The sequence below is a fragment of the Bradyrhizobium sp. YR681 genome (assembly GCF_000282615.1).
Classification (GTDB): Bacteria; Pseudomonadota; Alphaproteobacteria; order Rhizobiales; family Xanthobacteraceae; genus Bradyrhizobium.
The window spans coordinates 42,243-65,900 of sequence record NZ_AKIY01000206.1; the positions used below are offsets into that span (position 1 = coordinate 42,243).

A 23,658-nucleotide genomic window follows, 5' to 3' on the forward strand; every position below is an offset into this window, starting at 1 on the left:
GGCGCGACGAAGTCGCGAGCCCGTAATCCATACTCCCGATCTTGGTTATGGATTCCGGGCTCGACGCTTGCGCGTCGCCCGGAATGACGAGCTCAGTTGTCGCGCGAGATCAATTCTCGCTCGTCGCTTCCTTCAGCACCTTCTGCAGGGTGTCGCCCTGCATCCGGGTGATGTCGTCCTGGTACTTGAGCAGCGCGCCCAGCGTGTCGCCGACCACTTGCGGGGTCAGCGAGCGGGCGTCGAGCTCGGACAGTGCGGTGGCCCAATCGATTGTCTCGGCGACACCAGGCGACTTGTAGAAATCCTGGTTACGCAGCGCCTGCACGAAGCGCACCACCTGCTGCGACAGCTTTGCGGAGATGCCGGGCACGCGCGTCTTGACGATGGCAAGCTCGCGCTCGGCGGCGGGATAATCGACCCAGTGATAGAGGCAGCGTCGCTTCAGCGCGTCGTGGATCTCGCGGGTGCGATTCGAGGTGATGATGACGATCGGCGGCTTCGGCGCCTTGACGGTGCCGAACTCGGGGATGGTCACCTGGAAGTCGCTGAGAATTTCGAGGAGATAGGCCTCGAACGCCTCGTCGGCGCGGTCGAGCTCGTCGATCAGCAGCACGGGCGGGCCGGCAACGTCAGGCTCCAGCGCCTGGAGCAGCGGCCGCTTGATCATGTAACGGTCGGCGAAGATATCGCTCGAGAGCTGGTCACGGTCGGTGTCGCCGGCGGCTTCCGCCATCCGGATCGCAATCATCTGCGCGGCGCTGTTCCACTCGTAGACGGCTGAGGAAACATCGAGGCCCTCGTAGCACTGCAGGCGGATCAGCTTCCGCCCCAGCGCCGCCGACAGCACCTTTGCGATCTCGGTCTTGCCAACGCCAGCCTCGCCTTCCAGAAACAGCGGCCTGCCCATGCGCAGCGACAGATAGGTCACCGTCGCAAGCGACCGCTCGGCGAGATAGCCGCGCGAGGTCAAAAGTTCGAGCATCGCATCGACCGATGCCGGCAAAGCACCGGAAGAAGTGGCCGCTGAAGTCATGAAAAAGCCAGTCTCGCTACGTCCTCACCGGGACAGATTTGGCCGAGGAGTAAGGATCACTCACTCCTTGGCGTTGGCGGCGTCGAGGGCCCGCCGGGTCAGCACGCCGATGAGATGCGCGCGGTATTCGGCGCTGCCATGGATATCGCTGTTGAGGCCGTCCGCCGGCACCTCGATGCCCTCGAGCACCTTCGAGGAGAAACGCTTCTTCAGCGCTTCCTCGAACGCGGTGACGCGGAACACGCCCTCGGAGCCGGCACCGGTGACGGCGACCCGCACGTCCGACGGGCGCCGCGCCACGAACACGCCGACCAGCGCGTAACGCGAGGCCTGGTTGCGGAACTTGATATAGGCCGCCTTCTTCGGCAGTGGGAACATCACCTTGGTGATGATCTCGTCGGCTTCGAGTGCGGTCGTGAACAGGCCCTGGAAAAATTCCTCGGCCTTGAGGCGACGCTTGTTGGTGACGATGGTGGCACCGAGCGCGAGCGCCGCGGCCGGATAGTCCGCGGTCGGATCGTTGTTGGCGAGCGAGCCGCCGATCGTGCCCTTGTGACGGACCGCGGGATCCCCGATCTGGCTGGCGAGATTCGCCAGTGCCGGGATCGCCTCACCGACGATCGCGGAGCTTGCGACCTCGGCATGCTTGGCGGTGGCGCCGATCACGAGCGCGCGGCCCTTCATCTCGATCGTGTTGAGCCCCTCGATATGGGAGAGGTCGACCAGATGCGGGGGGCTGGCGAGGCGCTGCTTCATGACGGGAATCAGCGTGTGGCCGCCGGCGACGAGCTTGGCGTCTTCGTTCTTCACCAGGAGGTTGGCGGCCTGCCGCACGGTCCCGGGGCGATGGTATTTGAATTCGTACATCTGAATGTCCTGATCGCAGAATGCGCGCGCGGTTAGGCGAGATCGGATTTCGCCATCGCCTTGGCGCCGGCGGAGATCGAGGCGACGATGTTCTGGTAGCCGGTGCAACGGCAGAGATTGCCTTCCAGCTCCTCCCGGATCGTATGGTCGTCGAGCTCGTTGCCCTTGCGGTGAACGATATCGATCGCGGTCATGATCATGCCGGGCGTGCAGAAGCCGCACTGCAGGCCATGATGCTCGCGGAAGGCCTCCTGCATCGGGTGCAGCGGCGCGCCGTCGGCGGCCAGCCCCTCGATCGTCTTGACCTCATGGCCATCGGCCATCACGGCCAGCGTGGTGCAGGACTTCACGGCCTTGCCGTCGAGATGCACGACGCAGGCGCCGCACTGCGAGGTATCGCAGCCGACATGGGTGCCGGTCAGCCGCAGATTCTCGCGCAAGAACTGCACCAGAAGCGTGCGGGGGTCGACGTTGGCCGTCACAGGATTGCCGTTCACGATGAGGGAGATTTTTGCCATAAGCACTCTCTATCAGCGCCCCGACGGGTCCCGTCGAAGCGGTTCTTATAATTATTCCAACCCATCATATGGGCCATTAAGCCCCGGGGCAACATCACCCAAGGCGCAAGGCGCCATGCCGAAAGACGATAGGTTTCAGCCCTGTACCGCTTTCGCGAAATTCGCGAAAAACTCGTCCGCAAGCTTCTTGGCGGTACCGTTGATCAGGCGCTGTCCGAGCTGCGCCAACTTGCCGCCGATCTGCGCCTCGACCTCGTAGGAGAGCAGCGTGCCGCCGTCCTTCTCCGCGAGCTTGACCACGGCACCGCCCTTGGCAAAGCCGGCGACCCCGCCCTCGCCTTCGCCTGATATCTTGTAGCCGTTCGGCGGGTCGAGATCGCTCAGCGTGACCTTGCCCTTGAAGCGCGCCGACACCGGCCCGACCTTCATTTTCGCCGTTGCACGGAAGCCGCCGTCTTCGGTCCGCTCCAGCTCCTCGCAGCCGGGGATGCAGGCCTTCAGCACCGCGGGATCATTGAGCTTCTCCCACACGGCCTCGCGCGGCGCCGCAAGCTGGACTTCGCCGTTCATTGTCATGGCCATGGGCTGCCTCCGGGGATCCTAAAAGGTGGGGATGCTCAAGTAACGCACGGGAGCCGCAAAGGAAAGGGCAGGCCCGGGTCACGTGCAATGCATATTCGCAACTGCAAAAGGCTTGCGGGAGCGGTTTGGGATTGGCAGAGCCGGGGCATGGTGATTAGGTCGCGCGCAACATGAGCACAGCCCTCTCCCCCCTGCTCGCGCCGATGCTGTCGAGCGCGGCCATGCGCGCCGTCTGCGACGACCGGTCCACGCTCCAGAACATGCTCGATTTCGAGGCAGCCCTGGCGCGGGCCGAGGGCGCGACCGGTGTGATTCCCGCATCTGCGGCGGGTCCGATCGAAGCCGCCTGCAAGGCTGATGCCTTCGACATGGCAGCCCTCGCCGAGGCCGCGACGCGATCCGGCAATCTCGCGATCCCCCTGGTCAAGGCGCTGACCGCCAATGTCGGCAGGGCCGATGCGGAGGCAGCGCGCTACGTGCACTGGGGCGCGACCAGCCAGGACGTCATCGACACCGCGACCATGCTCAGCCTTCGCGCCGGCATCGACGCGCTGGACGCCGACCTCAGCCGCGCCATCAGGGGTTTTGCCGCACTGGCCCGCAACCATCGCAACACCGCGATGGTGGCACGGACCTGGCTCCAGCACGCCCTGCCGATGCCGTTCGGCCTGAAGGCCGCGGAATACGCCTCGAGCCTCGCCCGCGCCCGCTGCCGCCTGCGGCGGCTCTCCCGCGAAGGGCTGGCGCTGCAATTCGGCGGCGCGGTAGGAACGCTTGCGGCCCTCGGCGACAAGGGGCTCATCGTCGCCGAGCGATTGGCGCAGGAGCTCAACCTGCCGCTGCCGGACGCGCCCTGGCACACCCATCGCGACCGCATCGCCGAAGCGGCATCGGCGTTCGCGATTCTCGCCGGAAGCTGCGGCAAGATCGCGCGCGACGTCTCGCTGCTGATGCAGACCGATGTCGGCGAAGCGTTCGAGCCCGCCGGCGAAGGCCGCGGCGGCTCCTCGACCATGCCCCACAAGCGCAACCCGGTTGCAGCGGCAAGCGCGCTGGGCTGTGCGACCATGGCCCCGCAACTCGCCGCGACGATCTTCGCGGCCCAGGTGCAGGACCATGAGCGCAGTGCCGGGCCCTGGCACGCGGAATGGCCGACGCTGCCGCAATTGATGCTGGTCACCTCCGGTGCACTCGCGGCCATCGTCGATATCGCCGAGGGTCTCGACGTCGATGCCGCGCGCATGCGCAGCAATCTCGATGCCACGCACGGGCTGATCATGGCCGAGGCCGTCACCTTTGCGCTCGCCGACAAGATCGGCAAGAGCGATGCGCATCATCTGGTCGAGGCCGCGAGCAAGCGTGCGGTTGCCGAGAAAAAGCATCTGCGCGAAATTCTCGCAGCCGATTCGCAGGTCACGGCGCATCTTCCACCGGAGAAAATTGCGGCATTGTTCGAGCCGATGGCCTATCAAGGGGCTTCCCAGGCCCTGATCGACCGGCTGCTCGACGGCCTCGACCGCGAATAGAGCAGCCTTGAGCGGAAACAAAACGGAGACGCCATCATGCCCATGATCGATGCCGACGGCTGCCTGATCAACGTCTCCGTCGAGGGCCGGGACGGCGGGCCGACCCTGATGCTCTCCAACTCGCTCGGCTGCACGCTTCAGATGTGGGAACCGCAGATGAAGGCGCTGACGCAGGTCTTCCGCGTCATCCGCTACGACCGCCGCGGCCACGGCAAGTCCAACGTACCGCCCGCCCCCTACACGATGGAACGTTTCGGCCGCGACGTGCTGGCGATCCTCGACGACCTCAACATCGAGAAGGTGCATTGGTGCGGCCTGTCGATGGGCGGCATGGTCGGTCAATGGCTGGGCGCCAATGCGCCTGAACGCTTCGGCAAGCTCATCCTCGCCAACACCTCCTGCTACTATGCCGAGCCGACCAAATGGCTCGAGCGCATCGACGCCGTGAAGAAGGGCGGCATCGCGGCGGTGGCGGATGGCGTGATCGGCGGCTGGCTGACGCAGGATTTCCGCGAGCGCGAGCCTGACATCACCGCAAGGATGAAGTCCATGCTGCTTGCGACCCCGGTCGAGGGTTATCTCGCCTGCTGCGAGGCGCTGTCGACGCTCGACCAGCGTGCACTGCTGCCGAAGATCAAGAGCCCGACATTGGTGATCGCCGGCCGCCACGACATGGCGACGCCGATCTCGGCGGGCGAGCTGATCCGCTCGAACATTCCCGGCGCCAGCATGACCATCATCGACGCCGCCCACATCTCCAACATCGAGCAGCCGCACGCGTTCACGGACGCGGTGGTGGGCTTCCTGACGCAGCGCTGAGACCGCCTAGCGCGGCTCGGCGGACGGCTGCGGCTGCGGTGTCGCCTGCGGCTCGGACGGAGGCCGTGCGGGCTCAGGGGGCGACGGATCTGCAGACTGTAGTGATGGCCGTTGAGGCGTCCGCGGCTCATCCGGGGCCGTCGGCACTTCGGACTTCGTCGGAGCCGATTCGTGCGAGGGCCGGGTCCGCACGCCGTCGTCCATCCCTGGCTCCGCCCGGTGATGTCCGGGTTGGGGCGGCGCGATCAGCGTCACGCCGATCAACACCAGTTCGGCCAACGCGAATGGCAGCAGGATCAAGATCAGCCTGCGGCGGTCGAAGGTCTGATTGAAAGCGCGGTAGATCGCGAACGCGACGCTGAGCAGCCAGACACCGGTGGCGGCCCGCGATTTGAACGGCCATTCCTCTCCCATGATCAGGAAGAGCATATGGGAGACGTAATAGGGCACCAGGGCGGCGAGCAGGATGAACTCGCCCCAACGCTGGATGCCTCCGATCTCCGACTGGATCGTCTTTGTCTCCTCGTCGATCTTGGTGGCGCGCTCGACCAGCGAGTTCTGCGTGATCGAGAGGTAGTTCTGGTCGAGGCTGACGATGCTCGACATCGCGCGCTCGTAACGGACGCCCAGCCGGTCGATGAAATCGAACTCCGGTCCCAGCCGGCGCCGGATGAACTGGTCATAGGGCTGGTCGCCCTCGAGGCGCAGGATACGCAGAAGCTTCACATTGTCCTCGAACTGCCGCACGTAGTAGCGGGATCGTTCGATCCGGTAGAGTGGACCGCTGCCGGTCTGCTCCAGAAACTTGCCGGTGATCTCATTGAGCTGCGCATGCGCCTTGGCAATCTCGGCCATGGCGATGCGATTACGCTGGTTGGCGGTTCCCGGCACGCTTTCGCCGGGGCGCGTGCCGTAGGCCTCCGTCTGCGCAATCGCGCGACGTGCCCTCTGCGTTGCCTCCTCCAGATCGGCCAACTCGAGGCCGGCGTTGTGCAGCCACTTGACGTCCTTGAGCGCACATAGCCGGAACGTGCCGAGCTGGAGGATCTGGCTGACGAGACGGCCGAGTTGCCATTTGTTGACCACGGTCCTGTCATCAACCCTCTGATGGGCATAGACGATGAACTCGACTGGAACGCGCTCGCCGTCCGGAATCTCGGGCAATTGCGGACCAAGCGTGCTCAGATAGAGCGCACGTCCGTCGAGCATGTAGTTGGCGGCGCATTCGTAACGCGTGTGGTCGGTGCGGATGCGATGCTGGATCAGAGGCAGCAGCATCTGCTTGGCCTCGGCGCCCCAGCTCGGCGGTCCGTTGAACTTGAAGAAGCGATCGTCCTGGAAAGTCACGGCCCGTTCGGAGGCGATCAGGCCGCGAAAATCCGCGCAGACACGCTGAAAGATTGCATCGTTCCGGAACTGACCGCCCAGCGATAGCACCTGCTCGTCAAAGACGCGCCAGAACTCGTGGAATGAATAGCGGTTGATATCCTTGGCGAGCTGATCGATCACCTCTTGTGACGGCGGAGTCGCGGAGTCGCTCCCGGCGGAGCGGTCCCGGTCCGGGTCGAGATAGGCGGTGATCCGGTCCATCGTCACGTTCAGCCCGGCGATGCCGCTCGGCGTTCTGGTGCGCGGCCGGTCGAGCTCGACGAAGACCGACATCGTGAAATACTCGGCCTGGATCTCGAAGCGGATCGTGACGTCGAGCACTTGCCAGACGAATTGCAGGCTGACGACGCGGTTGGTGCTCGCAAAGATGTCGTTCTGGCGCCGCGTGAGCTGTTTCTTGACGTCATCGCCCTGTGGCGTCCAGTAGGCGCTGCCGAACAGCAGGTTGACGCCGCCAATCCGGGGCGTGACGTCGACCGTGGTGCCGAGCTTCGCTTCCAGCCTGACCCAGAGCTCCCGGATGAAACTGTCGAGGGCCGCGCTGATCTCGTCCGGCCGCTTGTTTGGCGCCCATTCCGGATTGACTGGCGGCCTCTGACCGCGGCCGAGCTCCTGGAAATTGGTCCAGAAGGCCAGATGCCACACCAGCGAAGGCGCGCTCAGCACCTTGGGCGGCTTGCGGTGTGCGCCCGCGTTCAGCTCGTGATAATCGTCGGCCGTGTTGAACATGGCAGTATAGCCGGGGACGGTCTCGACCATGGCAATTCACTCCCTCGCAACGAAGGCCTCAGGCGCGTGCAATGGCCGACACTACCGCAGATAGAACGGCGCCGAAAGATGTGAGCCTTGCCTCGACGGCCTGTCGGCCGCGGCGGGGGTACGCTAGATTGGCGCAGACGTCATTTTGACCAGAGGATGCCCATGGACGACCAGAAGCGCCGCGATGCCGGCATGAACGTGCGCCGAAAAGTGCTGGGCAATGCCTGGGTCGACAAGTCGATCGCGAACCGCAACGCCTTCAACACCGATTTCCAGGACATGATCACGCGTTATGCCTGGGGCGAGATCTGGACGCGCCCGCATTTCGACGAGCGCACGCGGCGGGTTCTGGTGATCGGCACCATGGTCGCGCTCGGGCAATGGGACGAATTTCGCCTGCATGTGCGCGCGGCGCTGGCCGAGGGCGGCTTCACGCCCGACGACATCAAGGAAATCCTGCTCCAGCAGGCGATCTATTGCGGCGTGCCGGCGGCGAACCACGCCGTCAAGGAAGCCTCAGCCATTGTGCAGGAGCTCGGCCTCATCAAAGGCTAGCGGCGGAGTTGCCTCGACGGTGTTCTGAATGATTTTGGGCGCTGCCGCGGGCTTCTCGATCACCACCACGATGGCGGCACCGAGCAGGAGCAGCAGCTCGGTGGCGTGCAGGCGGAGGGCGGCCATCTCGCCGACCTTCGAAGCCATCACCATGCTCGCAAACGAGATCACGCTGCCGATCGCCAGCGCGATGCCGAGCGCCTCGTCACTGCCGCCGCTCTTGCGGCTTCGGGGGATGCACAGCAGCGCAAGATAGATCGCAAAGAACGCCACGACGGTCAGCCGTCCCAGCGCCAGCAACCAGGCGGCACGCACCGTGTCCATCCCGGCCATCTGGAGATGGTCGCTGAGGAACAGCGCGACGGCGACGCTTGGCCGCTCGTAGAGCCCGTGCACCGGCGCCACCATGATGTTGAAGGCGACAAGGGTCCAGGCCGGAATGAAATAGGCCGCCAGCAACGCGCCGTTGACCGAGCCGATCCGCCAATTCCTGAACATGCCGCTTCCCGCTTCGTCTGCCGCGCGCCTTCACCGGGAAGGCTTTGCGCGGAGCTAACTCGCATCGGACTGTGGCGGCAATTTAAACCCTTTGTTTACCTTAATTGCCCTGTGGACCGCGCAGCGCAACGAAAAAAGCCCCGCCTTGCGGCGGGGCCTTCCTCACTCCTTGGCTCCCAAATCCTGGGTCGAAATCTACTTGTTGTCCTGACGGGGCTGGCCGCCCTGCTGCTGGCCGGGCCTGTCGCCCTGGCGCTGCGGATCCTGCTGCTGCTGTCCGGGTTTCTGGCCGCCACCCTGCTGCTGACCGGGGTTCTGGCCCTGCTGGCCCGGATTCTGGTTCTGCTGCTTCGTCATTTCGGGAAACTCCCTTGTTGGACGTCAGAGGTGAGATAACCGCCAGGGACTCATTTGGTTGCTAGGCGGAACCCGGTTCCTCGCGCCTGCGGAACCCCGGGATGACATCCGTAACCGAAATGACCTCTGTACAAGACCTTCTAACGAGGCAGGGCCAGTTGCGGCCGCCAGTTCCCTCCTGTTACAAAACAGGAAGAACGCTTGGGGCTGCCGGGGCCCGCCAAGAAACTCACAGAAACTCTCTCTCAAGAGCTCCCTTTGAGCCCGCGTCAGGTTTGGTAACGGCAGCGCATGGATTATTTCGCCCAGCAGCTCATCAACGGTCTCGTCCTGGGCTCGATCTACGGCCTGATCGCGATCGGCTACACGATGGTCTACGGCATCGTCGGCATGATCAACTTCGCCCATGGCGACGTCTTCATGATCGGCGGCTTCATCGCCCTGATCACCTTCCTGCTCCTGATCTCGACCGGCCTGACCGCAATCCCGGTGATCCTGCTCGTGGTGCTGCTGGTCTCGATGGCGATCACCGCGCTCTATGGCTGGACCATCGAGCGCATCGCCTACCGGCCGCTGCGCCATTCCTTCCGACTCGCCCCGATGCTGTCGGCGATCGGCATGTCCTTCGTGCTCACCAACTACTCGCAGGTGGCGCAGGGCGCACGCGTCAAGCCGATCCCGCCCGTCATCACCGGCGGCTATACCCTGCACGAGAGCGCCGATGGCTTCGTGATCCAGCTCTCCAACATCCAGATCATCGTCGTCATCACCACCATCGTGCTGCTCGCGATCTTCACATGGCTGGTGTCGCGCACAAGGCTTGGTCGCGACATGCGCGCCTGCGAGCAGGACCAGACCATGGCGGCGCTGCTCGGCGTCGACGTCGACCGCACCATCTCCATGACCTTCGTGATCGGCGCCGCGCTCGCCGCGGTCGCGGGGCTGATGTACCTGCTCTATTACGGCCTGGTCGATTTCTTCATGGGCTTCGTCGCCGGCATCAAGGCGTTCACCGCGGCCGTGCTCGGCGGCATCGGATCGCTGCCGGGTGCGATGCTCGGCGGCCTCGCGATCGGCCTGATCGAGACGTTCTGGTCGGCCTATTTCTCGGTCGAGTACAAGGACGTCGCGGCGTTCTCGATCCTGATCGTGGTTCTGATCTTCATGCCGACCGGCCTGCTCGGCCGTCCCGAAGTCGAAAAAGTCTGACGGCCGCGCGTGACAGTCATTTCGCCAGAGACCGCCTCCGCAAGCCGCACCGCCGGCATCCCCGCCCTTCTGAAGACAGCCTTCGTCAACGCCCTGATCGCTCTGGTGCTGTTCTCGCTGATGGTCGGCATCCGCACCGAGGCCGGTTCCGACGGTCAGCTCACCTATTGGACGCGGTTTGGCGAGGTCGCAGCCCTCGTCGCCGCCGTGTTCGGCGGCTCGATCGTGATCGAGCTGCTGCGGCAATGGATCGGCCCGGCCGGTACTGAGAAACTCATTCCGCCCGCGGTGCAAACCGGCATGTCCCTCGTCGGCCGCTATCTCGCGCCGGCACTCCTGGTCTTCACGCTGCTGGTGCCTGTCATCTTCTACGACCAGCGCTACATCCTCGACCTTGCGATCCTCGTGCTCACCTATGTCATGCTGGGCTGGGGCCTCAACGTCGTGGTCGGACTCGCGGGCCTGCTCGACCTCGGCTATGTCGCGTTTTACGCAGTGGGCGCCTATTCCTACGCGCTGCTTGCCACCAATTTCGGCTGGTCGTTCTGGGTCTGCCTGCCGCTCGCCGGCATCCTCGCCGCATTCTGGGGCGTGCTGCTGGGCTTCCCCGTGCTGCGCCTGCGCGGCGACTATCTCGCCATCGTGACGCTCGCCTTTGGCGAGATCATCCGCCTCGTCATCATCAACTGGCAGGAACTGACCGGCGGGCCCAACGGTGTCTCCGGCATTCCGCGCCCCTCATTCTTCGGTATCCCACTCGACAACAGCGACGACGGGCTCGCCGCCTTGCTCCACATCGAATATTCGACCACCCATCGCATCGTCTTCCTGTTCTATCTGATCCTGGCGCTGGCGCTGCTCACCAATTGGGTGACGATCCGCCTGCGCCGCCTGCCGATCGGGCGGGCCTGGGAGGCCTTGCGCGAGGACGAGGTCGCCTGCCGCGCGCTCGGCATCAACACCACGACCACGAAGCTCACGGCGTTCGCGACCGGCGCGATGTTCGGCGGCTTCGCCGGCGCGTTCTTCGCCACGCGCCAAGGCTTCATCAGCCCGGAATCCTTCACCTTCCAGGAATCGGCGCTGGTGCTCGCCATCGTCGTGCTCGGCGGCATGGGCTCGCAGCTCGGCGTGGCGCTGGCCGCGCTCGCCATGATCGGCGGCTTCGAGCTGTTCCGCAGCCTGGAGACCTACCGCATGCTGGTGTTCGGCATGGCCATGGTGCTGATCATGATCTGGCGGCCGCGCGGCCTGATCGGTCATCGCGCGCCGACCGTGTACCTGACCAAGGCGCAGGCGATCTCCTCCGACCTCGTCAAGGAAGGGCACGGATGAGCGGCGAGACGATTCTCAGCGTTGACCGGCTGACCATGCGCTTCGGCGGCATCGTTGCCGTGCAGGACCTGTCGTTTGCGGCCGAGCGAAAGAGGATCACCGCGCTGATCGGGCCGAACGGCGCCGGCAAGACCACCGTGTTCAACTGCATCACCGGCTTCTACAAGCCGAGCGGCGGCAGCATTCGCCTCACCCACGACGACGGCCGGACAATCGCGCTGGAGCGGCTGAACGATTTCCGCATCGCCAAGCAGGCCAAGGTCGCCCGCACCTTCCAGAACATCCGCCTGTTTCCCGGCATGACCGCGCTGGAGAATCTGATGGTGGCGCAGCACAACGCCTTGATGCGCGCCTCCGGCCTCACCTTCCTCGGCCTGATCGGCGCGCCCGGCTATCGCGATGCCGAGAAGCGCGCGATCGATCTTGCCACCGACTGGCTCAGGCGGGTCAATCTGCTCGACCGCGCCGACGACGCCGCCGGCAATTTCGCCTATGGCGACCAGCGCCGGCTCGAAATTGCGCGCGCGATGTGCACCGAGCCCGCGCTGCTGTGCCTGGACGAGCCGGCCGCCGGCCTCAACGCGCGCGAGAGCGCCGCGCTGAGCGAGCTGCTGCTCTCGATCCGCAACGAGCTCGGCACCTCGATCCTCCTGATCGAGCACGACATGTCGGTGGTGATGGAAATCTCCGACCACATCGTGGTGATGGACCATGGCGTGAAGATCGCCGAAGGCTCGCCACGCGCGGTCCGCGACGATCCCAAGGTGATCGCCGCCTATCTCGGCACCGACGAGGACGAGGCCGTGGCCGTGATGGAGAGCGGGTCGTGACATCCGCGCCCACTCCCCTGCTCGCGATCCGCAGCCTTCGCGCCGCCTACGGCAAGATCGAGGCGTTGAAGGGCGTCGATGTCGAGATCAATGCCGGCGAGATCGTGGCGCTGATCGGCGCCAACGGCGCCGGCAAGTCGACGCTGATGATGACGATCTTCGGCAAGCCGCGCGCCCGCGCCGGCCAGATCCTGTACGAAGGCCGCGACATTACCGACGTCCCGACCCACGAGATCGCGCATTTGCGCATCGCGCAATCGCCTGAGGGACGGCGCATCTTCCCGCGCATGAGCGTGGCGGAAAACCTCCAGATGGGGGCCGACGCCACCGACTGCACCGATGCGGAACGCGAGGCGACGCTGGAGCGCGTGTTCTCGCTGTTTCCGCGGCTGAAGGAGCGCTACGCCCAGCGCGGCGGAACCCTGTCCGGCGGCGAGCAGCAGATGCTGGCGATCGGGCGCGCCCTGATGAGCCGCCCCCGCCTGCTGCTGCTCGACGAGCCCTCGCTTGGGCTCGCACCGCTGATCGCACGCCAGATTTTCGACGCGATCCGCACCCTGAACCGGCAGGACGGCCTGACCGTGCTGATCGTCGAGCAGAACGCCAACCACGCGCTCAAGCTCGCCCATCGCGGCTATGTCATGGTCAACGGCCTGATCACACTGGCGGGCACCGGCGCCGAGCTGTTGCAGCGCCCCGAGATTCGCGCCGCCTATCTGGAAGGCGGCCGGCACGGCTGACCGGGCGGAAGTGCGGCGGAATGCGCGAGATATCTACGGCTATGCCCGTATTTTGCCGGTGACTTCTCCAGAAATTCATTCAAGAATGGCGCCGGTTTGAACCGGGCATGCCCGGCAACGTCCACAGGCGACCACCCGCGAGGTATCTCATGAAATCACTGAAGCTCATCGGTCTGGCATTCGGCGCATCGCTCGCGCTCTCAAGCGCGGCATTCGCGCAGGATGTCACCGTCGCAGTCGCAGGTCCGATGACCGGCGGCGAGTCCGCCTTCGGCCGCCAGATGAAGAACGGCGCCGAGATGGCCGTGGCTGACATCAACGCAGCCGGCGGCGTCAACGGCAAGAAGCTCGCGCTCTCCGTCGAGGACGATGCCTGCGATCCGAAGCAGGCGCGCTCGGTCGCCGAGAAGATCGCCAGCGCGAAGATGCCGTTCGTCGCCGGGCACTATTGCTCGTCGTCGTCGATCCCGGCCTCTGAAGCCTATGCCGACGGCAACGTGCTCCAGATCACCCCCGCCTCCACCAATCCGAAGTTCACCGACAGCGGACTGTGGAACGTGGCGCGCGTCTGCGGCCGTGACGATCAGCAGGGCCTGGTCGCGGCGCAGTACATCGCCAAGAACTTCAAGGGCAAGAACATCGCGATCCTCAACGACAAGACCACCTACGGCAAGGGTCTTGCGGACGAGACCAAGAAGGCGCTCAACAAGGCCGGCATCACCGAGAAGATGTACGAGTCCTATAACAAGGGCGACAAGGACTTCAACGCGATCGTCTCGCGCCTGAAGCGCGACAACATCGACCTCGTCTATGTCGGCGGCTATCATCAGGAGAGCGGCCTGATCCTGCGTCAGATGCGCGATCAGGGCCTCAAGACGATCCTGATGGCCGGCGACGCGCTCGCCGACAAGGAGTACGCCTCCATCACCGGCCCCGCCGGCGAAGGCACGCTGTTCACCTTCGGCCCCGACCCGCGCAACAAGCCGACCGCCAAGAAGATCGTCGACGCCTTCAAGGCCAAGAACATCGACCCCGAAGGCTACACGCTCTACACCTACGCGGCGATGCAGGTCTGGTCGCAGGCGGCCAAGAAGGCCGGCACCACCGACGCCAAGAAGGTGATGGCGGCGATCAAGGCCGGCAAGTGGGACACCGTGATCGGCCCGATCGAGTACGACGCCAAGGGCGACATCAAGCAGCTCGACTACGTCGTCTACAAGTGGGACGCCAAGGGCGGCTACGCCGAGATCAAGGGCAACGGCACCTAGCACGCTTGCAGGGCGTCAGGTCCCCATCCAACCGTCACCACGCCCCGGCCTTGCCCGGGGCGTTTCTTCTTGGACTAGGTCAGACGGCTGCGGGCAGCTCGCCGGCCGCCGCGGCCTGGGCCTTCCGCAGCGCTTGCAGCAGGTCGTTCGGTCGAAACGGCTTTTGCAGGCAGACGACGTTGGCGAGGTGAGGTGATTGCTCCATGAAATCCAGCGCCGTCATGCCGGACACCGCTATGATCGGGAGCTTTGGCGCGCGCTCGCGCAGGCTCGCGATGACATCGACACCGCTGGTGTCGCCAAGGAAAATATCGACGATCGCCGCGTCAAACGAGCCTTCCTCGAAGGCCTTCAGTCCGGTGGCGCCGCTTTCGGCCTCCGCGACCTCGAAATGATTGACCCGAAGCACGATCGCGACCATCGCGCGGACGTCCTTCTGGTCGTCGATGATGAGAACGCGGGGCATTGGGAACAACTCCCGGATATTGACATCGAAATCGGATGATTCAAACCTGGAACCCATTACGGCGGAGGAGCATTATGGCACCGTCCAGTAAAGCGCATCTTACCTGATCCCTATTCCGCGTTCCCACCTAAATTAAGTAAGCTGTAACCTTCGGTTGAGTCGCGACTGCAACGGTTCAGGATGCGAGCCCCGGAGCCCGCTGCCATGGAGCGAGGCCGGAGGCCCGGATGAAGTCGGCGAAGATGGCGAAGACCGGACTGCGAGAGGTGGACGTGCCCGCAACGAGCGACCGAAGCACGTTCCTTTCGACCCTGCCGGCCACCGCGACCGACCGCACTGCAGCATTGGCCATCGTCGGCCTTTCCTCGCTTCTGTTCGCGGTCGCCGTCCCGTTCGCAGGTATCCCGCTCCTCCCGGTCCCCGCCTTCGTCGCCAGCTACCAAGCGGCCCTTGCCGTGAGCGACATCGTCACTGCGGTGCTGCTGCTGTCTCAATTTGCGGTCCTGCGGACCCGCGCACTGCTGTGGCTCGCAACCGGCTATCTGTTCACCGCAGCGGCGGCGGTGGTTCATGCCCTCACCTTCCCCGGGCTCTTCACGCCGACCGGGCTTTTCGGCGCCGGCAGCCAGACCACGGTCTGGCTCTACATGATCTGGCACACCGGCTTCCCGATGTTCGTGCTGGGTTATGCCTGGCTGAAGGAAGCCGACGGCGGCGCCAGGATCCGCGGCACGACGGCCAAGGCGATCTACGCCAGCGTGTTCGGCGTCGTCGCCGTCATGGCCCTGTTCGCCTGGATCGTTACCGCCCAGCACGATCTGCTTCCGGTGCTGCTGCGCGACGGCCACTACTCGCCGACCATGATCGGCGTCGTCTCCTTCGTGTGGTCGCTGAGCTTCGCCGCGCTGGTCTCGCTCTGGTTCCGCAGGCCGCATTCGGTGATCGACGTCTGGCTCATGGTGGTGATGTGCGCCTGGCTGTTCGACATCGCGCTCTCGGCCATCGTCAACGTCGCCCGCTTCGATCTCGGTTTCTACGCTGGCCGCCTCTACGGCCTCTGCGCGGCGACCCTGGTGCTCGCGGTGCTGCTGATCGAGAATGTCCGCCTCCAGGCGCGGACCGCAGGCATGGTCGACGCATTGAAGCGCCGATCTGACGCGGAGCGGGACTATCACGTCGAGCGCGAGCGGCTGTTCACCGCCGTCGTGCAATCCTCCAACGACGCCATCATCACCAAGTCGCTCGATGGCACCATCACGACCTGGAACAATGCGGCCGAGCGCGTCTTCGGCTACTCCGCCGATGAGGCGGTCGGCCGTCCCATCGATATCATCACGCCCGACGATCAGCGCGAAGACGTCGCCGAGAACCTGGCCCGCGCCCGCAACGGCGAGATCATCGACCAGCAGGAGACCGTCCGGCTGCACAAGAACGGCCAATCCATCGACGTCGTGCTGAGCCAGTTTCCGCTGCGATCGACCGACGGCAAGATCATCGGCGCGTCCAAGGTTGCTCGCGACGTGACTGAGCGCAAGCGGGCGGAGATGGCTCTCAATCGGGAGATCGAGGAGCGCCAGCGCATCTTCGAGACCTCGCAGGACCTGATCCTGGTCACCGACGGCTTCGGCAATTTCATCCAGGTCAGCCCCAGCGTGAAGGACATCCTGGGCTTCAGCCCGGACGACATGGTCGGGCACAGCGCCATCGAGTTCATCCACCCCGATGATCTCGAGAAGACGCGCAACGAGATGCGCGCGGCCCGGCGCGGCGCGGTCAAGCGCAGCTTCGAGGCGCGCTACTACCACTACGACGGTCACGAAGTCACGCTGAACTGGATGGGCACCTGGTCGGAGCCGGTGAAGCGCCATTTCTTCATCGGCCGCGACCTCACCGAGAAGCAGGCCGCCGAAGCCCAGCTCCGGCAGGTCCAGAAGATGGATTCGATCGGCCAGTTGACCGGCGGCGTCGCCCACGACTTCAACAACGTGCTGACCGTCATCACCGGCACGATCGGCATTCTGGCGGATGCGGTCGCCGACCGGCCCGAGCTCGCGGCGATCACCAAGCTGATCGACGACGCCGCCGAGCGCGGTGCGCAGCTGACCAGGCATCTGCTCGCCTTCGCCCGCAAGCAGCCGCTACAGCCGCGCGAGATCGACGTCAACGCGCTGGCGCTCGAGGCGGCCAAGCTGCTGCACCCGACGCTGGGCGAGCAGATCACCATCATGCCGCAGCTGACAGAGGATGCCTGGCCGACCCTGGTCGATCCCGGCCAGCTCTCCACCGCGATCCTCAACCTCGCGCTGAACGCGCGCGACGCCATGCCCGACGGCGGCACCCTGGTGCTTGAGACCCGCAACGTCTTCCTCGACGACGGCTATGCCAGCATGAACCCCGACGTCGTCGCCGGCAATTACGTGATGATCGCGGTCAGCGACACCGGCACCGGCATTCCGCAGTCTCTGATCGACCGTGTGTTCGATCCGTTCTTCACCACCAAGGAGGTCGGCAAGGGGACCGGCCTCGGCCTCAGCATGGTGTTCGGCTTCGTCAAGCAGTCCGGCGGACACATCAAGATCTACAGCGAGGAAGGCCACGGCACGAGCGTGAAGATCTATCTGCCACGCTCGACGGGCGTGCAGGAGACCGAGTTCGAGGCGCTCCAGAACGCGCCCATCACCGGCGGCGACGAGAAGATCCTGATCGTCGAGGACGATGCACTGGTGCGGCAATATGTTGTGACCCAGGTCAAGAGCCTCGGCTATGCCGCGCTCGAAGCCGCCAACGCGGCCGAAGCCCTCGTCATCATCGACGCCGACAAGGAGATCGACCTGCTCTTCACCGACGTCATCATGCCGGGCGCCATGAACGGCCGCCAGCTCGCCGACGAAGCGGCCCGCCGCCGCCCGGACCTGAAGACGCTGTTCACCTCGGGCTACACCGAGAACGCCATCGTCCATCACGGCCGGCTCGACTCGGGCGTGCTGCTGCTGCCCAAGCCCTACCGCAAGTCCGAGCTTGCCAAGATGCTCAGGACGGCGCTGGCGAGTTGACCCGCTCGAACGTCTTGTGCGGCGTCAATAGGCTCAGCACGGAGAAGGCGAGCCCACCGGCGACGGAAAAGGCCATGCTGCCCATCTTGGCCTGTGTCAACGCACTCGCAAGGCGCACCTCGCGGTCGGCGACCGGGTACGGGCCGAACAACCGGGCAAGCATGACATCCTCGGCCACGTCGGCAATGCCGTACACCACGCTGCAGGCAGCGAAGAAGATCACGAGCCACTTCACAAGGCCTGCGGGCTCGAACTGCAGCAGGGCCCACAGCCAGAGCGAGGCCGAGAAAACCGCGATCGCCACCGCGAACACGATATCGTTCCAGTACAGGACCGGGCTGACATAGACATCGAGCAGCGTCTGCCGATCACCGGCTGGCTCGCTGCGGAGCTTCTCCTTCACCTCCCGAAGCTGCCCGGCATCATAGCCCCACGGCAGCATGCGCTCCGGAACTTTCACATCACCTTTGAGACCTTTGAGACCTTTGAGCGCATGGTCGATCTCGTCGCGATAAGGCTGGTTCGTGACGTAGGCGATGCCCCCGATCACCAGCGCGACGAAGCTGATCGCGGGCAACGAATAGCGAAGTGCATCGACCAGACAAGTCAGCATCCTGAAGACTCCATCCCATCGACGGCTGGCGCGGTCGCCTCGCAACACCCTTAGATTGTTCGAGCCCGGCCGCAGCGTCAAGCCGGATTGTCCGTCCAGCCGTCGCCGTTGACGGGCCTATCCGCCGACGGATAATGCAGCGCTTGCGTCGCAACGCCGAGCGTGAAGGAATCGTCGCCGTGAAGAACCTGCTGACCGATATCGCCGGCGTCCGCGTCGGTCATGCCGAAGATGCGAAAGCCGCCACCGGCACGACGGCGATCATCTTTGATTCCCCGGCGATCGCGGCGATCGACGTGCGTGGCGGCGGCCCCGGCACGCGCGAGGGCTCGCTGCTCGATCTCGCCAGCACGCAGGAACGGATCGATGCGATCGCGCTGTCCGGCGGCTCCGCCTTTGGGATCGAAGCCGGCGCCGGCGTGCAGGCCTGGCTCGCTGAACAGGGCCGCGGTCTCAATATCCGTGGCGCGGTGATCCCGCTCGTGCCGGGCGCGATCCTGTTCGATCTGCTCAATGGGGGCGACAAGGGCTGGGGCCGCTTCGCCCCGTATCGCGATCTCGGCTACGCCGCGGCCGTTGCCGCAGGCGACGATTTCGCGCTGGGCAGTGCCGGCGCGGGCCTGGGCGCGACCACCGCGACGTTCAAGGGCGGGCTCGGCTCGGCTTCGGCCGTCCTTCCCAACGGCATCAAGGTCGCCGCCATCGTGGCCGTTAACGCGGTTGGCAGTGCGACCGTCGGCGACGGGCCGTGGTTCTGGGCCGCCCCGTTCGAGGAGAACGATGAATTCGGCGGGCGCGGCCTGCCAGCCAGGTTCGCGCCGGATATGCTCCGCATGCGCATCAAGGGCGGCCCTGCGGCCAGCGCGCGTGAAAACACCACCATCGGCGCCGTCATTACCGATGCGGTGCTGACCAAGCCGCAAGCCAAGCGTCTCGCGATGATCGCGCACACCGGATTTGCCCGCGCCATCTACCCGGTGCATGCACCGACCGACGGCGACGTGCTGTTTGCGGCTGCAACCTGCGAGAAGCCGATCGAACCGCTGGTCGGCCTCACCGAGCTTGGCACGATCGCCGCCAACGTGGTCGCGCGCGCAATCGCGCGCGGCGTCTACAGCGCAACGGCGTTGCCATTCCCCGGCGCGCTGCCGGCGTGGAAGGACCGGTTCGGCGGGTAAGGGGAGCGGCCATCTCTCCACACACGGCGCGTCATCGCCCGGCGAAGACCGGGCGATCCAGTATTCCAGAGACGGTTGTGTTGAACCGAGAAGCCGCGGCGTATTGGATGCCCCGGTCAAGCCGGGGCATGACAGCGCGTGAGCGTCACACGCTCATCGACATGGACGAGCCGGCAGCCGCCGAGGCACCCTGGCCCTGCCCGCCCTGCCGCTGCATCAACTGCGCGAACAGATCGTAAGCCGAATTGGCGGAGGACTTGGAGGCGCCCGGCACCGTCGTCGACATCTTGAAGCCGTCGGCGTAGGTGACGGTGGTGGTGGTCGAACCGTCGGCGGCGGTCGTCGTGGTCGAGGTCGAGCCCCCGCTGGACGACGACGAGGAATCCGATCCATCGCCCGAGCCGCTCGCGCCTTGCGCGTGGTGGCCATGGTGACCGCTCTTCAACGCCTTCGACATCTCGTCGAGGCTGACATTGCCGTCGGAATTCGAATCCATCTTGGAGAACACGTTATCGGCATTCGCGAGGTTGGTGCCTCCGGCGCCGAGCGCATTCTCGAATTCGGACTTGGTGATCTTGCCGTCGCCATCCCCGTCGATCTGCGAGAACAGATCTTTCAACGCCGCGTCGCGGCTTGTCGAAGACGAGGACGTCGAGCTCGACGAGGTCGAGCTGGCCGTGCTGCTCGTCGTGTCCGTCGACTGGGTTTGCGCGGCAAACAGCGCGTTCATCGTCTCGGGGGAAATCTGCGGCGTTTTGCCTGCATTGACCGACGAGGCCGCGCCGGTCGTGCTGTTGCTGCTGCTGTCGATCGCGAACGGATTGGTCGGCGCGCTCTGCGACGATCCCGTCTTCTTGGTCGACGAGGACGATTTCGAGTTCGTCAGCGACTGGATCGCATCGAGCGCGCTCGAGACGGCACCAAGGGCGAACAACATTGCACAACTCCAACCGATGCGGCATGCCGCGGTCAATGCTCTGGCTTTGAGTCAGCAAGCGACGTGCCAGGGCGAAAAGCTCAATGAAATCCGCGTTCGCCGTGCTTGGCGCACCGCGGGAACATCGGCAATTCATGCCGGCCGCGGCAGAAATTTCCGCCCACAGGAAGCACGTCGCCCCTGCATTGCCCGCCGCGGAGACCCATGTTAGGCGAGGCTCATCCGTCGTTCGGCCGCCACGGGAAACCGCGCCATGACCCAAGCCTTCGCCTCCCGCCCCCTGGCCATCGCGCCCTCGATCCTGGCCTCTGACTTCTCGAAGCTCGGCGAAGAGGTGCGCGCGGTGGATGCCGCCGGCGCCGACTGGATCCATCTCGACGTGATGGACGGGCATTTTGTGCCGAACATTTCCTACGGACCCGACGTCATCAAGGCGATGCGCCCGCACACCAAGAAGATCTTCGACGCGCATCTGATGATCTCGCCCTGCGACCCCTATCTCGAGGCGTTCGCCAAGGCCGGCTGCGACCACATCACGGTGCATGCCGAAGCAGGTCCCCATCTGCACCGCTCGCTCCAGGCCATCCGCGCGCTCGGCAAGAAGGCCGGCGTCTCGCTCAACCCGGGCACGCCGATCAGCGCGCTCGAATATGTCCTCGACCTTGTCGACCTCGTGCTGGTGATGTCGGTCAATCCCGGCTTCGGCGGCCAGGCCTTCATCCCCTCGGCGATCGACAAGATCCGCGACATTCGCGCGATGACGGCGGGCCGTCCGATCGACATCGAGGTCGACGGCGGCGTCGGCCCCGACGTCGCAGGTCCGCTGGCCGCGGCCGGCGCCAATGCCTTCGTCGCCGGCACCTCCGTGTTCAGGGGCGGCACGCAGGAGGCCTACAAGAACAATATTGCCGCGATCCGTAACGCGGCGCTCGGAGCGCGCGGTGAAGCGATCTGACGGCCGGAGAGCCTCCGCAAATCTGCGGTTCTTACGGGTGTTGCCGGGCGCAATGCCTAAAATTGCAACTTAGGTCCGTACTCATCCGGGCTTCACTGATTCGCGCAAATCACCGCATGTGATTCCTGCCTGTTTTCGCGGGAGCACATCATGACGACGACCCTGGTTTGGACTGGCGTGGCGTTGTGGATTGGTTTTTGTGCGTTTGTTGTGTTCGGCCCCTCGGCCGGACCGGTAAAGGTCACGGCGCGTTCGGCCCGTCCCATCCGTCGCTATCGGGCCTGACGCCCATGCAGTTCGCCCTCGTGAAGCGTCAACCGAAACGCCGGTGCCGTATTCCGCGGCGGCCGCATCCCAACCTCGACTATTTCTTCGGCCGGCTCGAGCGCACCGACGGCGCACCGGACGACGATGCCGGGCTCGACAATACGGACCAGGATCATCCGTTTCACGCGTCGCGCCGCCACTAAGAATCTCCTTTCCGGAACGCCCCCATGAAGCCGCATTGCCCGAACTGCCTGAAGGAAATGACCAAGGCGTCCGCGTCGCGTAACCTGTTCAACTGCGAGCCCTGCCGCGAGATCATCCAGTATTTCGGCGGCAGCGCGGATCATGGCGAGCCCGGTCCGCAATTCTCCTGGCCCATCCGCCGCAAGCGCACCGGCCACACCGCGCACGCGGCCTGATCCTTCCTATTCTCTACGCGAACCGGCTTCCACTTCGCTCGAAAACGCTCTAGCCCCACACCACGCCGGCGCCTGGTTTCGCCGCGGCCATCCGCGGCGGCCGCACCACGGTCACGGTGCAGGTCGCCTCGGCTGCCACCTTGGCCGAGACGCTGCCGAGCCAGGTACGCCGGAACGAATTTTGCCGCGCCCCGATGATGAGATGGTCGACCGAGTTCATCTCGGCGAACTCCAGCAGCGCTGCCGCGGGATCGACCGCCTCCAGCACATGCGCCGTCAGCCGGCTCTCATCCAGCTTGAGCGGCGTCGCCCAATGCCGGAGTGCGACCAGGCGGTCGATGTGCTTGTTGGAGCCCTGCTCGTCCAGCGTCTTGTCGATGGCGATGCGGTTGAGCTTCAGCACGTTGACGCAGGCAAGCCGCGCTGACGGCAGCGTAGCCAAAATTCGCTCAGTGGTGACGCGCAGCGCCTCGTTCAGCTCCGGCGTAGCTTCCACCGTGTCGAGCGCGACCGCGAGGATCGGGCTCGACGCGATCTGCTCTGCGACATCGGACCTGGCCCGCGGCTGCATCACACCCTGGTTGAAGCGGCGCCGCCAGGCGACGCTCAACGGATCACGCTTCAGCCGCTCCGAGCGCGTCGTGAGCCTGATCTGGTCCGGATAAGCAAGATCGAAGGCGAGCTGGGAGGCAGTCGGATAGCGCCACGCCGGATCGATCTCGAGACAGCGCAGCACCACCTCCTGGAGCCAGGGCGGATAGTCCGCGCGTAATTTGCGCGGCGGGTGCGGATCGCGCCACAGCCGCCGCCGCATCGCGCGCAGCGTCTCGCCCTCGCCGAAGGGACGCTCGCCTGTGGTGAAGAAATAGAGCAGCACACCGAGCGAAAACAGGTCGCTGCGCGGATCGTCGCGCACGCCCAGCAGCCGTTCCGGAGCCATATAAGGCGCGGTGCCGTAAGGCAGGCGGAACTCCTCCTGCAAGAGGTCGGGCAGATGGTTGTGATGCGACAGGCCATAGTCGATCAGCACCGCCTCGCCGCTTTCGCGGAACATGATGCTGCTCGGCTTGATGTCGTGATGGATCACGTTCTGCCGGTGCAGATCGGCGAGCGCGGCTGCGATCTTCGACACCAGCAGCCGCGCTTCCTCGTAAGGCAGCGGCAGGTCCGGCAGCCGCTTGTAGAGCGTGATTCCGGGAATGCGCTCGATCACGGCGTAGGCCTGGTGCGCGAAGTCGCCGGTGCCGAAACACGCCGGAACATGCGGCCCGGCCAGCCGCGGCAAGATCATCATCTCCATTTCGAACGAGACGATCGCGGCGGGGTCCTCGCCCTCCGACACCCGCGGGATCTTCATCAGCAGCGGCACGTCGATGCCGGGATGGGTCACGGTCCACAACGTCGCCATGCCGCCGGCATGGACGCATTCGCCGATGGTGTAGCCGTCGATCACCGCGCCTGATTTCACCAGAGGTTTGGGCATCG

The 23,658-nt window shown here is 65.1% G+C and carries 25 protein-coding genes; 14 read left to right on the forward strand and 11 right to left on the reverse strand.

What is annotated here, in order from left to right; all coding sequences use genetic code 11:
* Window positions 1-109: 109 nt before the first annotated feature.
* The 4 genes from PMI42_RS20345 to PMI42_RS20360 form a co-directional block, all read right to left on the reverse strand.
* Complete coding sequence (locus PMI42_RS20345; protein WP_035966175.1) at window positions 110-1,033, reverse strand: AAA family ATPase; 924 nt, start codon at window positions 1,031-1,033, stop codon at window positions 110-112.
* 60 nt (window positions 1,034-1,093) lie between these two features.
* Entirely contained in the window at window positions 1,094-1,900 is an 807-nt protein-coding gene (locus tag PMI42_RS20350; protein ID WP_008137527.1) for an FAD binding domain-containing protein, read from the reverse strand.
* A 32-nt stretch (window positions 1,901-1,932) separates the two neighbouring features.
* Window positions 1,933-2,418: a (2Fe-2S)-binding protein gene (locus PMI42_RS20355; protein ID WP_008137528.1), complete on the reverse strand. Its 486-nt coding sequence runs from the start codon at window positions 2,416-2,418 to the stop codon at window positions 1,933-1,935.
* Between the two features lie 135 nt (window positions 2,419-2,553).
* Entirely contained in the window at window positions 2,554-3,000 is a 447-nt protein-coding gene (locus PMI42_RS20360) for an SRPBCC family protein (protein WP_008137529.1), read from the reverse strand.
* A gap of 170 nt (window positions 3,001-3,170) precedes the next feature.
* Between PMI42_RS20360 and PMI42_RS20365 the strand changes: the two genes are divergently transcribed.
* Both PMI42_RS20365 and pcaD read left to right on the forward strand, forming a co-directional pair.
* Window positions 3,171-4,526: a 3-carboxy-cis,cis-muconate cycloisomerase gene (locus PMI42_RS20365; RefSeq protein ID WP_008137531.1), complete on the forward strand. Its 1,356-nt coding sequence runs from the start codon at window positions 3,171-3,173 to the stop codon at window positions 4,524-4,526.
* A gap of 36 nt (window positions 4,527-4,562) precedes the next feature.
* Window positions 4,563-5,345 (forward strand): 3-oxoadipate enol-lactonase, encoded by a 783-nt coding sequence (gene pcaD / locus PMI42_RS20370; protein ID WP_008137533.1) that lies wholly within the window; start codon window positions 4,563-4,565, stop codon window positions 5,343-5,345.
* Window positions 5,346-5,351: 6 nt separating this feature from the next.
* On the opposite strand, the gene PMI42_RS20375 is transcribed toward pcaD, so the two are convergent.
* Window positions 5,352-7,493 carry a DUF3422 family protein gene (locus tag PMI42_RS20375; protein WP_008137535.1) on the reverse strand — a complete coding sequence of 714 codons (2,142 nt, stop codon included), beginning with the start codon at window positions 7,491-7,493 and terminating at the stop codon, window positions 5,352-5,354.
* A 162-nt stretch (window positions 7,494-7,655) separates the two neighbouring features.
* Between PMI42_RS20375 and PMI42_RS20380 the strand changes: the two genes are divergently transcribed.
* Window positions 7,656-8,048: a carboxymuconolactone decarboxylase family protein gene (locus tag PMI42_RS20380; RefSeq protein ID WP_008137537.1), complete on the forward strand. Its 393-nt coding sequence runs from the start codon at window positions 7,656-7,658 to the stop codon at window positions 8,046-8,048.
* On the opposite strand, the gene PMI42_RS20385 is transcribed toward PMI42_RS20380, so the two are convergent.
* Together PMI42_RS20385 and PMI42_RS40095 are read right to left on the reverse strand one after the other, a co-directional pair.
* The gene (locus PMI42_RS20385) at window positions 8,010-8,546 is read right to left on the reverse strand and encodes a hypothetical protein (protein WP_008137539.1); all 537 of its coding nucleotides are present in this window, start codon (window positions 8,544-8,546) and stop codon (window positions 8,010-8,012) included. The genes PMI42_RS20380 and PMI42_RS20385 overlap by 39 nt on opposite strands.
* 195 nt (window positions 8,547-8,741) lie before the next feature.
* Window positions 8,742-8,903: a hypothetical protein gene (locus PMI42_RS40095; protein WP_008137541.1), complete on the reverse strand. Its 162-nt coding sequence runs from the start codon at window positions 8,901-8,903 to the stop codon at window positions 8,742-8,744.
* Between the two features lie 291 nt (window positions 8,904-9,194).
* Between PMI42_RS40095 and PMI42_RS20390 the strand changes: the two genes are divergently transcribed.
* From PMI42_RS20390 to PMI42_RS20410, 5 genes are all read left to right on the forward strand, one after another.
* Window positions 9,195-10,112 (forward strand): ABC transporter permease subunit, encoded by a 918-nt coding sequence (locus tag PMI42_RS20390; RefSeq protein WP_008137543.1) that lies wholly within the window; start codon window positions 9,195-9,197, stop codon window positions 10,110-10,112.
* A gap of 9 nt (window positions 10,113-10,121) precedes the next feature.
* Window positions 10,122-11,447 carry a high-affinity branched-chain amino acid ABC transporter permease LivM gene (gene livM, locus PMI42_RS20395; protein WP_008137544.1) on the forward strand — a complete coding sequence of 442 codons (1,326 nt, stop codon included), beginning with the start codon at window positions 10,122-10,124 and terminating at the stop codon, window positions 11,445-11,447.
* Window positions 11,444-12,277 carry an ABC transporter ATP-binding protein gene (locus PMI42_RS20400; RefSeq protein WP_008137546.1) on the forward strand — a complete coding sequence of 278 codons (834 nt, stop codon included), beginning with the start codon at window positions 11,444-11,446 and terminating at the stop codon, window positions 12,275-12,277. Before livM ends, PMI42_RS20400 begins: the two co-directional genes overlap by 4 nt.
* Window positions 12,274-13,017, forward strand: coding sequence for an ABC transporter ATP-binding protein (locus PMI42_RS20405; RefSeq protein ID WP_008137548.1), 744 nt, complete (start codon window positions 12,274-12,276; stop codon window positions 13,015-13,017). Before PMI42_RS20400 ends, PMI42_RS20405 begins: the two co-directional genes overlap by 4 nt.
* Before the next feature lie 149 nt (window positions 13,018-13,166).
* The gene (locus tag PMI42_RS20410; RefSeq protein ID WP_008137550.1) at window positions 13,167-14,285 is read left to right on the forward strand and encodes a branched-chain amino acid ABC transporter substrate-binding protein; all 1,119 of its coding nucleotides are present in this window, start codon (window positions 13,167-13,169) and stop codon (window positions 14,283-14,285) included.
* A 79-nt stretch (window positions 14,286-14,364) separates the two neighbouring features.
* Here the strand turns inward: PMI42_RS20410 and PMI42_RS20415 are convergent, their stop codons facing one another.
* Window positions 14,365-14,751, reverse strand: coding sequence for a response regulator (locus PMI42_RS20415; protein WP_008137553.1), 387 nt, complete (start codon window positions 14,749-14,751; stop codon window positions 14,365-14,367).
* A 227-nt stretch (window positions 14,752-14,978) separates the two neighbouring features.
* On the opposite strand from PMI42_RS20415, the gene PMI42_RS20420 reads away from it, so the two are divergent.
* On the forward strand, window positions 14,979-17,804 hold the full coding sequence (locus tag PMI42_RS20420) for a PAS domain S-box protein (protein WP_008137555.1): 2,826 nt from the start codon (window positions 14,979-14,981) through the stop codon (window positions 17,802-17,804).
* Here the strand turns inward: PMI42_RS20420 and PMI42_RS20425 are convergent.
* Window positions 17,782-18,498, reverse strand: coding sequence for a hypothetical protein (locus PMI42_RS20425; protein ID WP_157195785.1), 717 nt, complete (start codon window positions 18,496-18,498; stop codon window positions 17,782-17,784). The two genes, PMI42_RS20420 and PMI42_RS20425, sit on opposite strands and share 23 nt — an antisense overlap.
* Window positions 18,499-18,596: 98 nt before the next feature.
* Here PMI42_RS20425 and PMI42_RS20430 point away from each other — a divergent pair, with 98 nt between their 5' ends.
* The gene (locus PMI42_RS20430) at window positions 18,597-19,595 is read left to right on the forward strand and encodes a P1 family peptidase (RefSeq protein WP_008137560.1); all 999 of its coding nucleotides are present in this window, start codon (window positions 18,597-18,599) and stop codon (window positions 19,593-19,595) included.
* 145 nt (window positions 19,596-19,740) lie between these two features.
* Here the strand turns inward: PMI42_RS20430 and PMI42_RS20435 are convergent, their stop codons facing one another.
* Window positions 19,741-20,532, reverse strand: coding sequence for an EF-hand domain-containing protein (locus PMI42_RS20435; protein ID WP_008137563.1), 792 nt, complete (start codon window positions 20,530-20,532; stop codon window positions 19,741-19,743).
* 253 nt (window positions 20,533-20,785) lie between these two features.
* Here PMI42_RS20435 and rpe point away from each other — a divergent pair, with 253 nt between their 5' ends.
* The 4 genes from rpe to PMI42_RS20450 all read left to right on the forward strand — a co-directional run bounded on the left by rpe (window position 20,786) and on the right by PMI42_RS20450 (window position 22,173).
* On the forward strand, window positions 20,786-21,487 hold the full coding sequence (gene rpe, locus PMI42_RS20440; protein ID WP_008137565.1) for a ribulose-phosphate 3-epimerase: 702 nt from the start codon (window positions 20,786-20,788) through the stop codon (window positions 21,485-21,487).
* 150 nt (window positions 21,488-21,637) lie between these two features.
* Entirely contained in the window at window positions 21,638-21,772 is a 135-nt protein-coding gene (locus PMI42_RS40660) for a hypothetical protein (protein WP_008137567.1), read from the forward strand.
* Between the two features lie 5 nt (window positions 21,773-21,777).
* Entirely contained in the window at window positions 21,778-21,957 is a 180-nt protein-coding gene (locus PMI42_RS20445) for a hypothetical protein (RefSeq protein WP_008137568.1), read from the forward strand.
* Between the two features lie 24 nt (window positions 21,958-21,981).
* On the forward strand, window positions 21,982-22,173 hold the full coding sequence (locus PMI42_RS20450) for a hypothetical protein (RefSeq protein WP_008137570.1): 192 nt from the start codon (window positions 21,982-21,984) through the stop codon (window positions 22,171-22,173).
* 49 nt (window positions 22,174-22,222) lie between these two features.
* Here the strand turns inward: PMI42_RS20450 and PMI42_RS20455 are convergent, their stop codons facing one another.
* Window positions 22,223-23,656, reverse strand: a complete 1,434-nt coding sequence (locus tag PMI42_RS20455; protein ID WP_008137571.1) for a serine/threonine protein kinase — start codon at window positions 23,654-23,656, stop codon at window positions 22,223-22,225.
* Between the last annotated feature and the right edge of the window lie 2 nt (window positions 23,657-23,658).